12 protein-coding genes are annotated in these 12,084 nt (G+C 35.8%); 3 read left to right on the top strand and 9 right to left on the bottom strand.

Features of this window, described 5'->3' with window-relative positions; all coding sequences use genetic code 11:
* The 6 genes from Q0L29_RS13345 to Q0L29_RS13320 all read right to left on the bottom strand — a co-directional run.
* A partial coding sequence (locus tag Q0L29_RS13345) for a dihydroxy-acid dehydratase (protein ID WP_296622431.1) occupies positions 1-309 on the bottom strand: 309 nt, incomplete at its 3' end.
* Positions 309-1,199: a branched-chain amino acid transaminase gene (locus Q0L29_RS13340; protein ID WP_296622428.1), complete on the bottom strand. Its 891-nt coding sequence runs from the start codon at positions 1,197-1,199 to the stop codon at positions 309-311. The genes Q0L29_RS13340 and Q0L29_RS13345, both read right to left, overlap by 1 nt.
* Positions 1,200-1,358: 159 nt before the next feature.
* Positions 1,359-2,441 carry a 3-isopropylmalate dehydrogenase gene (gene leuB, locus Q0L29_RS13335; protein WP_296622427.1) on the bottom strand — a complete coding sequence of 361 codons (1,083 nt, stop codon included), beginning with the start codon at positions 2,439-2,441 and terminating at the stop codon, positions 1,359-1,361.
* A gap of 13 nt (positions 2,442-2,454) precedes the next feature.
* Positions 2,455-3,042 (bottom strand): 3-isopropylmalate dehydratase small subunit, encoded by a 588-nt coding sequence (gene leuD, locus Q0L29_RS13330; RefSeq protein WP_296622425.1) that lies wholly within the window; start codon positions 3,040-3,042, stop codon positions 2,455-2,457.
* A 6-nt stretch (positions 3,043-3,048) separates the two neighbouring features.
* Entirely contained in the window at positions 3,049-4,452 is a 1,404-nt protein-coding gene (gene leuC, locus Q0L29_RS13325) for a 3-isopropylmalate dehydratase large subunit (protein ID WP_296622423.1), read from the bottom strand.
* A 15-nt stretch (positions 4,453-4,467) separates the two neighbouring features.
* Positions 4,468-5,628 (bottom strand): 2-isopropylmalate synthase, encoded by a 1,161-nt coding sequence (locus Q0L29_RS13320; protein ID WP_296622422.1) that lies wholly within the window; start codon positions 5,626-5,628, stop codon positions 4,468-4,470.
* A 156-nt stretch (positions 5,629-5,784) separates the two neighbouring features.
* Here Q0L29_RS13320 and Q0L29_RS13315 point away from each other — a divergent pair, with 156 nt between their 5' ends.
* Positions 5,785-7,341: a hypothetical protein gene (locus Q0L29_RS13315; RefSeq protein ID WP_296622420.1), complete on the top strand. Its 1,557-nt coding sequence runs from the start codon at positions 5,785-5,787 to the stop codon at positions 7,339-7,341.
* 581 nt (positions 7,342-7,922) lie between these two features.
* On the opposite strand, the gene Q0L29_RS13310 is transcribed toward Q0L29_RS13315, so the two are convergent.
* From Q0L29_RS13310 to hemN, 3 genes are all read right to left on the bottom strand, one after another.
* Entirely contained in the window at positions 7,923-8,129 is a 207-nt protein-coding gene (locus Q0L29_RS13310; protein WP_296622418.1) for a hypothetical protein, read from the bottom strand.
* 30 nt (positions 8,130-8,159) lie between these two features.
* Positions 8,160-8,543, bottom strand: a complete 384-nt coding sequence (locus tag Q0L29_RS13305; RefSeq protein WP_296622416.1) for a group III truncated hemoglobin — start codon at positions 8,541-8,543, stop codon at positions 8,160-8,162.
* Positions 8,544-8,834: 291 nt separating this feature from the next.
* Complete coding sequence (hemN, locus tag Q0L29_RS13300; protein WP_296622415.1) at positions 8,835-10,187, bottom strand: oxygen-independent coproporphyrinogen III oxidase; 1,353 nt, start codon at positions 10,185-10,187, stop codon at positions 8,835-8,837.
* A gap of 268 nt (positions 10,188-10,455) precedes the next feature.
* On the opposite strand from hemN, the gene Q0L29_RS13295 reads away from it, so the two are divergent.
* Both Q0L29_RS13295 and Q0L29_RS13290 read left to right on the top strand, forming a co-directional pair.
* Positions 10,456-10,875, top strand: coding sequence for a hypothetical protein (locus Q0L29_RS13295; protein WP_296622414.1), 420 nt, complete (start codon positions 10,456-10,458; stop codon positions 10,873-10,875).
* A gap of 90 nt (positions 10,876-10,965) precedes the next feature.
* Positions 10,966-11,682, top strand: coding sequence for a YebC/PmpR family DNA-binding transcriptional regulator (locus tag Q0L29_RS13290; protein WP_296622413.1), 717 nt, complete (start codon positions 10,966-10,968; stop codon positions 11,680-11,682).
* Positions 11,683-12,084 lie beyond the last annotated feature (402 nt).

The raw sequence follows: 12,084 nt of genomic DNA, 5'->3' as shown, positions 1-12,084 counted from the left end.
TATAATATCACGAGAAGGCAATGAATATCGCATGCCGTTGGTACCCATGGAAATACCGTCACTGACCCCAATCGTATTAAAGATCAATCCTACCCATTCATAAGATTTGATGCTTTTCTTAACCTCTAAAGCCAAATCATTTAAATGCATATTACATGGATTACCTTCAAAACCCGTGCTGGCAATACCTATTTGCGGTTTTGTCAAATCCTCATCTGACAAGCCTATAGCATGTAACATTGCCTGAGCTGCAGGCTGAGTTGGGTCTTGCGTAACTGCTTTACTGTATGGATTTAATTCCTTAGCCATTATATGATGGTTTGATTTTGTAAATCGTTGAACAATACTTTTTGTCGGTAGATATGATAAATACTCTGTCCTATTGAATCTTCCCAACTAAGTGGAAAAACCGTATTATTTACTTGAGCGATTGGGGCGATTTCCGCTGCAGTTCCAGTAAAGAAAGCAGTATCCGCCTCCAATAATTGTTCTTTTGATATGGGCTTTTCGGTTACTTTTATTCCATGATCTTTACATATCTCTAAAACAGTTTGGCGTGTAATTCCCGGTAAAATATTTCCTCTTGATGGAGTAAAAAGCTCTCCGTTTTTTTCTATGAAAATATTAGCACCCGATCCTTCGGAAACATGTTGAGTATAGTCTAATAAAATCGCTTCATCATAACCCAATTTCTTGGCTTCGGTAGTGGCCAGAATTGAATTAGTATAATGTCCCACTACTTTAGCTTCCACATGCTGTGAGGCGGGATGAATGCGCTGATAAGATGAAATTTTAGCCTTGATAGGATCGTGACCCAAATATTTCTCCCATTTCCAGGCGCAGATGAATACATTTACTTCATCAGTAGGTTGAAGTGCCATATTAGCTCCCAAATAAACCAAAGGGCGGATATAAGCATCAGTCAGATTATTCCTATCTAATAATTCATAGCTTATGCTTACTAATTCCTCCACAGAATAAGGGATTTTGATATGCATTAAATCAGCGGATTTGTGTAAACGCTCATAATGCTCATGGGCTTTGAAAATATTGAAACCCACATCATTTTTATAGGCACGAATCCCTTCAAATACACCATTTCCATAGTGCAAGGTTTGTCCGTACAAACTAGTTTGGGCATCTTCGGCATAACGCCAATCGCCATTAAGGAATACTAGGGTTTTATCATTGTAATACATATGCGTTTGGGTTAAGATTTATATTGTTAAAAAAAAGCCATCCTGTTTTAGCAAGATGGCTTCATATCATTTCATTTTTGATAAAAGCTCATCCTGCCATTTTGAAAAAAATGACTAAAATGGTAATAATGACAATATTGTTGATTTCGAATTTTTTCATCATGCATTGACTGTCACCAGACTTTTAATTTGGTCAACTATAAAATCACCTACTTCTTTGGTGCTTTTAGGATTTTCTTTCTGGGTATCTTCAGTAGCAAATCCTGCTTCCAAAGATTTCGCTACTGCATCTTTTATAATTTGGCTTTCTGCTTTTAAGTCAAAAGCATATTCCAGTAGCATGGCAGCAGAAAGTATTGCTCCCAGCGGATTTGCAATTCCTTTTCCTGCAGCTTGAGGATAAGAACCATGAATTGGCTCAAACAAACTGCTTTTAATTCCTAAAGAGGCCGAAGGCAATAAACCTAAAGAACCTGAAATAACCGAGGCCTCATCTGTGATGATATCTCCGAACATGTTTTCGGTCAAGACTACATCAAAATCCTTAGGATTCTGAATAATCTTCATGGCAGCATTATCCACAAACATAAAATCAAGTTCTACATCCGGATATTGGCTTGCCAAATCTTTCACTGTTTCTCTCCACAGACGGGAGGTAGCCAAAACATTTGCCTTATCCACTAAAGTGAGTTTCTTTCTTCTGTTCTCTGCAGCTTTAAATGCGAGATGTGCTATTCTTTCAATTTCCATTTTAGAATAAACACAGCTATCGAAAGCGGTATTTCCATCTTCGGAACGACCTCTTGGTTCACCAAAATAAATCCCCCCTGTCAACTCCCTGAATACCACAAAATCAGTTCCTTTAATGATGTGCTCTTTTAAAGGAGAGATAGGTAAAAGTGCATCATAACTGCTCACTGGACGGACATTTGCAAAAAGTCCTAAGTTTTTGCGCATTTTCAATAATCCCTGCTCAGGTCGAACTTTTGCATTCGGGTCATTATCGTATTTAGGATCACCAATAGCGCCAAATAAAATAGCATCGGCTGATTTACAACTCTCTTCTGTTGCTTCCGGGAAAGGATTACCCGTGGCATCAATAGCAGCTGCTCCAATCAATGCATTGCTATACTGAAACTGATGACCAAAGGCTTCAGCAATAGCATCCAAGGCTTTTACTGCCTCCGTGGTTACTTCAGGCCCTATTCCATCTCCGGCTAATATGCTTATATTTTTGTTCATATAATTTATTTCTTTAGGCTAGCGATTGCTCGTAAGCTTCAATTTCATTCTTTTTGTTCAATAGAAAATCTATATCATCAAAGCCGTTTTGCAGGCAGTACTTTTTATAAGAATTAATCTCGAAATTTTCAGTTAAAGAGAATCCTACCAAACTAATTTCCTGATTTTGCAAATCAATTTGTAATTTGGCTTCCGGCTTTTTCTTCAGAATTTCGAACACCTGAGCTAAGAAATCATCTGTTACCTGAACAGGCAAAAGCCCATTATTCAGTGCATTATTTTTAAAAATGTCTGCAAAAAAACTTGACACCACTGCTTTAAAACCATAATCAACCAATGCCCATGCAGCATGTTCACGACTGGATCCACATCCAAAATTTCTTCCCGCTACTAAAACATCTCCCTTATTAGCCTCCTGATTCAATACAAATTCAGGATCAGGCGAGCCATCTTCTAAATACCGCCAGTCGCGGAAGAGGTTCTCATCGAACCCCTCCCGACTGACGGATTTCAGGAAACGAGCGGGAATAATCTGATCAGTATCTACATCCTCAAAGGGAAGTAATACAGCCTGACTATTTAATGTGTTAAATTTTTCCATAATATCTTATGCTTCTACTTTCATTAATTCTCTCACATCCGAAATTTTACCTGAAAGTGCAGCTGCTGCTGCGGTCAAAGGACTCGCCAATAAGGTTCTGGCACCTTGTCCCTGTCTTCCTTCAAAATTTCTATTAGATGTGCTTACACAATATTTTCCCTTGGGCACTTTATCTTCATTCATGCCTAAACATGCTGAGCACCCCGGTTGTCTTAATTCAAAGCCAGCTGCTTCCAATATTTTATCCAATCCTTCGGCTCGGGCTTGCTTCTCCACTTGCCGTGAACCAGGAACTATCATGGCATGTACATGATCAGCTTTTTTCTTTCCTTTCACCAATTCTGCCACCAAACGTAAATCTTCAATTCGGCTGTTGGTACAGCTGCCGATGAAAACATAATCCACATGATGTCCTAGCAGTTGTTTGCCACCTTCCAAATCCATGTATTTCAATGATTTCTCAAGTCCGGAAGCAGTTTTTCCATTTGGAAGCGGGATATCTTTGGTGATACCAATTCCCATACCTGGATTAGTGCCATAAGTAATCATAGGCTCAATATCTTCAGCTTTGAAATGATACTCCAAATCAAATTGAGCATTTGGATCTGATTTCAATGCTTTCCATTCCTCCACTTTTTTATTCCATTTTTCTCCCTTAGGAGCGAAAGGCTTTGATTTCAGATATTCAAAAGTCGTTTCATCAGGAGCAATCAATCCGCCTCTGGCCCCCATTTCAATGCTCATATTGCATATTGTCATACGGGCCTCCATGGATAAACTTTCAATGGTAGAACCACAGAATTCTATAAAATGACCGGTTCCTCCAGCTGCAGTTAGTTTTGCAATGATATGTAATACAATATCTTTCGAAACTACTCCAGGATTTAGTTTCCCATCAACCTGAATTTTTAATGTCTTGGGCTTTTTTTGTAATACACATTGCGTTGCCATCACTTGTTCTACTTCACTGGTTCCAATTCCGAAAGCTATATTTCCGAAAGCACCATGAGTGGAAGTGTGGCTGTCTCCACAAACAATCGTCATACCCGGTTGGGTAATTCCTAATTCAGGGCCTATCACATGCACTATCCCTTGGTAAGGATGACCTAAACCGTATAATTCCACCCCGAACTCTTCACAATTTTTAATTAATGTTTCTACCTGATGGCGGGATAGTGCATCTTTGATAGGTAAATGTTGATTTTCAGTAGGTACGTTATGGTCCGCAGTGGCTATGGTTTGTTCAGGTCTGAAAACAGGAATACCTCTTTCCTTTAAGCCTGAAAAAGCCTGCGGACTGGTTACCTCATGAATGAAATGCCTGTCTATATATAAAACCTGCGGACCATCCTCAACTGAATGCACCACATGTTTATCCCAAATCTTATCAAATAATGTTTTTGCTGACATTGTCTTAGCTGAAATTTATTTTACTACTACTGAATGATTTTTAACCAAATGCTTTAAATCCTTATCTTCTACCACATTGATGCGGTCTGCTAATTCACAAAAATGTTGGTAAGTCTCTTCCAATTCTTCTTTTCCTAAATGAACCCCCAATTCAATCAATCTAAAATTCAAGGCGGCTCTTCCACTTCTGGCTGTTAAAATAATGCTTGATTTATTGACTCCTACTTCATAAGGGTCTATGATTTCATAATTATCTCTATTTTTGATCACCCCATCCTGATGGATACCTGAAGAATGAGAAAAGGCATTAGAACCTACTACAGCTTTATTAGGCTGAACTGGCATGCACATAGTTTGTGAAACCATTTGACTTATTGGAAATAGCAATTGAGTATTAATTCCAGTTTCGAGTGCTAATTCAGGATGTTTCTTCATGACCATCACCACCTCTTCTAAAGAAGTATTTCCAGCTCTTTCGCCAATTCCATTTATAGTACATTCGATTTGCCCAGCACCATTAATGATAGCGGCTATACTATTGGCAGTTGCTAAACCTAAATCATTATGACAATGAGCAGATATGGTAGCATTTTCAATACCTTTTACATTGTCTACCAAGTATTTAATTTTAGCTCCGTATTCTTCCGGTAAACAAAAACCGGTAGTATCCGGGATATTAACTACTTTTGCACCGGCTGCGATTGCTACTTCTACAACTTGAGCTAAAAATTCATTGGAAGTTCTTCCTGCATCTTCAGCATAAAATTCTACTTCGTCTACAAAAGATCGGGCATGGGTAACACATTCATGGGCTTTTTCTAAAACTTGCTCTCTTGTGAAATTTAATTTTGTGAAAACATGCTGATCGGAGGTTCCCAAACCTGTATGGATTCTTGGCCTGACTGCTCCTTCCAAAGCTCTGGCAGCTATTTCAATATCATTTTTCACCGCACGGGATAAGGCACAAATTGATGAATTTTTAATTTCCTTAGATAAAAGACGTACTGATTCAAAATCTCCTGGTGAAGAAATGGGAAAGCCCGATTCAATCACATCTACTCCTAATGCCTCTAACTCCTTAGCGATTTTAAGCTTATCATTTTTGCTTAAACCACAACCGGGCACTTGTTCTCCGTCTCTTAAAGTGGTATCAAAAATTGCTATCCTTCGTGCCATATATAAATTTTTTAATGCTTTTAATATTTTGATAGGACTAATGTAGGACGATGGATCAGTGCATGTAATGCCAAATATTTTTGCAATTACGATTTCTATTTTTACATTTATAATTAAATAGAGCTTCAAACAATTATTTAATGACTTTTAATTACGATGGCTAAGCATTCATCTGACCATTTATTTGATTTAATAAAATCGCTTACCCGTAGTGAAAAGCGCTATTTCCGATTGCTGTCCCAACAACAGAATGAAAGCAAGGCTAAGTACATGCAACTTTTTGATTACTTAGATCATAAAGATGTTTATTTAGCAGGGGATTTAGAGGGAATTAACTTTATAAAAGCCAGTCAGATTTCAAATATGAAAGCGCACTTGATGCAAAAAATTTTGCAAGCGCTTAGGCAATATGAAAGTGGGAAAAATAGTGAAATCCATATTCGCGAGATGATTGATTATGTGCAATTATTATATAATAGGGGTTTATTTAGACAAGCATTTGACATCTTAAAAAAAGCCTATAAAAAGGTAGCCAAAACGGGTAACTTAGAATTAAAATTGGAGCTTTTAAAATGGGAGAAAAGTCTACTCAATCAAAGCGTGGGAAGCCAATACAGTCAGGCCGTTCAGCGTGTGATTTCAGAAGTGGAAGATGCAAACAGCAAAATTAATTTGATCAATCAATTCACCAATTTAGCGGTAAAACTGAATGCCATCTACGTGAAAACAGGCTATATCCGAAATGATGAGCACTTTAAAGAAGTTCAAAATTTATTTTATGATGGATTACCAAAACATGAGGAAGATAAATTATCCATACATGAAAAATTAAGTCTTTACAGATTATATGTTAACTATTACTATTTCATAGAAGACATGAATTTGGGTTATCAGTATGCTTTAAAATGGTTAAAACTCTATGACCATCATTCTGACTTAAAGCAAAGTCATTTGAATGATTATTTAAGTGCCGTCAACCAGGTGATGATAGCTGAATATAAATTATTCTACTATCAAAATTTTCTTAAAACTCAACAAAGGTTATATAATTTAAATGAACAAATACAGAATTCGGTAAATGAAAATATCCGCAACAGGCTGGTAAAATACGTTTATGTGCATGAATTCAATAGAATTTTTATGCTCGGGAAATTTAATTTGGGCGTAAAATTATTAAAAAAGCTTAATCCTGATTTAGAGGCTTTTATTCAGCGTTCGGATGAGCATTCCCGCATCATATTGTTCTATAAAATTGCCTGCCTTTATTTTGGGGATAGCCAATATCACAAAGCACTGGAATGGTTAAACCGCATTCAGCAAGATGAAAAAACAGATTTAAGGGAAGATATTCACTCTTTCGTGAGAATTTTGAGTCTAATTGCACATTATGAACTGGGCAATATGGAGGTGATAGACTATTACATCCGCTCCACTTACCGTTTTGTACTTAAAAAGGGTGAATTGCATTTATTTCAAAAACATATATTGCGTTTCTTAAGAAAACTTGCTGGTGAATTTAGAGAAGTGGAATTGATTCCTGAATTTAAAAAGTTGTTGAAAAATCTTGAACCGCTTCAAGATATCAGATATGAAAAACGCTCATTTATCTATTTTGACATTATTGCTTGGCTGGAAAGCAAGATTATGGGCGTAAGTGTTCAGAAAAGGATACAGGAAAGGGCTAGGGAAAAAATGAAATTACATATTATTTAAAAGTATTAATTCTAATATTTCCTTTCTTAACACTTTTTCCATTCTTTTTGCTAGTATAAAACAAGATTTCTTTTTTTCTGATGAAATCACTTTATTCCACTCAAGCAACACCCCTATAATCCCCTGAAGGGGATAGTTCTCACAGATTTACTTCATCAGGAAATAATAAGATTCTCACCATTTTTTACAATAGCATAACTTATGTTGTCTCTATTGAAGTTCAGTTCTCAGCCAAAGGCTGACCAGCCTTTGGCCGGAAAGACTGCGAAAACTTGTTTTATACTAGCAAAAAGAATCATCCGCCAGCTGGCGAGCAAGAAAGTTTAATGCTTCTGCTCGAAAATCCTACACTGCGCCACTTCCCGAAAGCTTTCGGATTCCTCCCTCCCGCTTTCCCGAGTCCCTCGGAAGTGGTCATTTCACAATTATTTAAACTATATGACAAAATTCCAAACATCTGCTTTGAAGGGTAGAATTGGCCTCTCTTTGAACAATTTAGTAAGGCGAAAGCTAATCAACAGCTTTATCTTTTACTTGGTTCTCTTTGTGAAATTCTTAGAGATATCTTTGTGATAAAAATATCACTCAAACTCGTAAAAGTGTTTTTCAAAAGTTTTACCGCTATGTTCTCCATCTTTGAGGACTTTATATACCATCCAAATTAGAGCTACCGGCAAAATACCAAATAGTCCTGCAACAATAGGGTAAGGGAAATTGAATGCTGCTGCTACTACATAGAAGAAAGCGATGAATGTTACTAGGCTTATGGGGAATATCAGTTTATCCATACTTAATAAACTGATATTCAGAGTGAATGTTTAATTTCTTGCGGCTTCCATTTTGAAAAGCATTAACTTGCCTATTGTGTTTGCTCTGTTTTTAGCTTCCTTAGCAGTTTCACCTTCAAATAGCTCGTCAACTGTCTCAAACCATAATTCCAACCATCTATCGAAATGCTTTTTTTGTAATGGTTCTTTTTCATTTAAAGCAAAATGCTTATCCATGGGATTGCGCTTATAAGCAGTTGTACCTAATAAGACAGAAGACCAAAAGTCGTACATAATAGGCATATGAGCTGGGACATCCAGTTTTGCTACGTCAGTAAAAATGTAACCGATAGTCTCGTCCTTTAGCACTTTTTCATAGAAGCTATCGACTAATAATTGAATATCTTCTTTTTGGGTAATGTCTTTTTTGGGCATAGAATTCTTTTATTGATTAGACGGATAAAATTGCTTAATCGTTATTGTAGTTATATTTTAGAATTGATAGATTCCTGCGAAGGCAGGAATCTTGTTATATTGAAACAGAGTTTCAATTCTCTATTATTAGCAAACATATGAAATAAGAACTTCAATAATGAAATGATTTCTCACGGTTGTATTATTTTAACCCTTGGTTAAAATCAATAGATCCCTATGACGCACTGATGAAGGTTTGTAGGATAACTAGGCAGTATCTTCAATTTAATCAAAACTGGAAGTAAATTAAAACTAAATACTCTGGCTAAACTGAGGCTTTTCTGATTTTTGCTTTAGTTTTGGATCGAAGAGACTGCAAATATTTCTTACAAACAACATTCCCTTTTCTGTTACTTTCAATGAATAATCTCCTATTTCCAATAAACCATCTTTTTGCATATCGGCTAGTTCCTCCTGAGCTTCTTCCCATAACTGCATAGCCAAGGAACTATTGTTAAAACGAACTGATCCATTGCAGATAATCTGGTTAATTAATTTAGCTGAGATCTGTTCCTTTTCTGTTAAATAATGACCAATAATTAATGGTAATTCATCATTCAAAACTGCAGTTTGATACTTTTCTACTACTTTTTCATTTTGAACAAAGGCAGTACCTGTAGCGCTTATGGCTGAACAGCCTAAACCTATCATCATTTGATTTTGATCGGTGGTATAGCCCATGAAATTGCGGTTTAAATACCCTTTTTCCTTGGCAATAGTCAGCTCATCATTAGGCACGGCAAAGTGATCCATGCCTATATTTTCATACCCCATTTCATTGAGCATTTGCTTTGCTCGGAGATACATGGCTAATTTCTCTTCCGGCTTAGGCAAATCATCATCTCCATAACCTCTTTGCGCTTTGCTTTTCCATGGCACATGTGCATAGCTATAAAGCGCAATTCTTTCAGGTTTGAACTCTCTGACTTTTTCAATATTCTCTTCAATATTTTCTAAAGTCTGAAAAGGCAGCCCATAAATTAAATCATAGTTTACCGAATGATAACCGAGCTGTCTTGCCCATTGAGTGGTTTTCCGAACATTTTCAATTGGTTGAATACGGTGGATTGCTTTTTGCACTTTAATATTAAAATCCTGCACACCATAAGAAATCCTGTCGAAGCCCAATTCTGCTAAAATTCTTAATTGCTCATAAGTAGTGTTGTTGGGATGTCCTTCGAAACTAAAAGCTTTATGAGGATGGATTTCAGAAGTCTCTAAAATAGTAAATAAAAGTTTATGCAGATTTTCAGAGGAGAAAAAAGTGGGTGTTCCTCCACCTAGGTGTATGTTTCTGATAATTGGTTTTTCACCCAAAGCATTTACATAAATATTCCATTCTGATAAAACAGCTTCTATATATTGTTCCTCTACACTATGATTTTTTGTGATCCTTTTATTACAACCACAATAAGTACATAGGCTTTCGCAAAATGGTAAATGAATATAAAGACTGATGCTTTTATCTTTTTGCGAAAAATAAACTTTCTGAACTTCTTTTAACCACTCTGCTTGATTTGGATTTTGCAATTTCCAATGTGGAACTGTTGGATAACTGGTATATCTGGGAATCGCTTTGTTGTATTTAGTGCTTAAATCTGTCATAAAACTCAAATTAATTATGGCTCAAATTTAAATTGATATAGCATTATTTTCACTGATATAAATCATGTTTCAAACTGAGTTTTACCCATAACTCGCATTACGATATTTATATTTTTTAAATACCCCAACCATTAATATAAGTATTATAAATTATTCAACGATTTGATTATAAGTACATTATAATATTTGTTACAACATGTAATAATTCGCCAAAATATGATTTTTTATATTATTTGATTTTAACTTACTTAAATTAAAGCAAATCATTATGGAACAAGAAGCGATAAAAACTCAAACATTATTAGACAAAGATTATGCAGAAGTAACTTATTTCCCTGATCAGGAAATGGCAAGAATTAAATGGAAAGGCAATGTAAGTATCGACCAATATAAAGAAGCGTTTTTAACCGTTTATGACCATGCTATAGCAGGAAATATCGTTAAAAGATTTTATTCTGATACTAGAGAGCAAGGAGTAGTTGGTCCTGAAAACCGCAAATGGTTTGAAAAGGAAATGTTGCCAAAGGCAATTGAAGCTGGAATGGAAAGAGCAGGAACAATTTCAGATGCCAATATCTTTAAACGTTATTATCTTAATATGATATTAAAGAGCATTAATAAGTTTAACCTGCCTTTTAAACTTTGTGGTTCGGAAGAAGATGTCGTTGAATTTCTGATGCAGGAATAATTTTCAATAATTTAGAGAAACAAAACTACATTCAGATTGCGGTATCTTAATCTCTTCTTTATATTTTTGCAGCAAAAGAATTAAATTATAATGGGAAGAGCATTTGAATACCGCAGAGCGGCAAAAGAAAAAAGATGGGATAAGATGTCCCGTTTATTTCCAAGATTAGGAAAAACCATCACCATGGCGGCTAAGGAAGGTGGACCTGACCCTGAAATGAATGCTTCCCTACGGACTGCCATTCAAAATGCCAAGGCACAAAATATGCCTAAAGATAACATTGAGGCCGCTATTAAAAGAGCTTCAACATCCGAGGCAGAAAATTATGTTGAAGTTACTTTTGAAGGTAAAGGGCCTCATGGTGTACTGATATTTATTGAATGTGCGACTGACAATAACAACCGTACTGTAGCTAATATTAAATCTTATTTCAATAAAGATAAAGTTGGTGCTAATTTAGTCCCGAATGGTTCTTTAGAATTTATGTTTTCAAGAACCGCTGTCTTTGAATTTGAAAAAACCGAAGATATGGACATCGAAGAACTTGAATTGGAACTGATTGATGCCGGAATGGAAGAGATTGAGGAAAATGAGGGTAATCTGTATGTCTATGGAGATTATAAAGAATTTGGTAATTTATCAAAAAAATTAGAAGAGCTTAACATAGATGTTAAGAATGCTTCATTAAAAAGATTTGCCAATGATTCAGTAGAATTTACTGACGAGCAAATGGCAGATATTGAAAAATTGATTGATAAAATTGAAGAGGATGATGATGTACAGGCTGTTTACACTAATATAGCTTAGCCTTGGGTCTGACGGTTGGAACCGTTAAAGGAACCCACCATTTTTGTAAAGCCCGACAGTATCCGTCAGACGCTAAGTTTCTCCTATAATTTTTTCATTAAATGGGATAGATTAGCATTTCAAATGCTATTTGTAAAAGCGTCATACCGAAACCACACTACCTTTTAAAGGAAAAGAGTCATTGAAACTGATTTCAATGGCTCTTTTTATTATTAGGAATATTTATAATAATCAATTCAGCGGCATGATTAGTCTATCTATCTTATAACCTGAGTTCGACTCTAATTTGTAAATTCAGATTTTCATATAATTCAATAGACAAGGCGTCTTTGAGAAGATATAGCGGGCTATATCGAGGGAAGATAACGCAGTATATTGGATTATATGGAAAAGCTTTTCCTA

It is taken from the genome of Marivirga sp. (assembly GCF_024636815.1).
Taxonomy (GTDB): Bacteria; Bacteroidota; Bacteroidia; order Cytophagales; family Cyclobacteriaceae; genus Marivirga.
The sequence above is the reverse complement of the archived record's forward strand: the minus strand, read 5'-3'. Positions and strand labels throughout refer to the sequence as shown.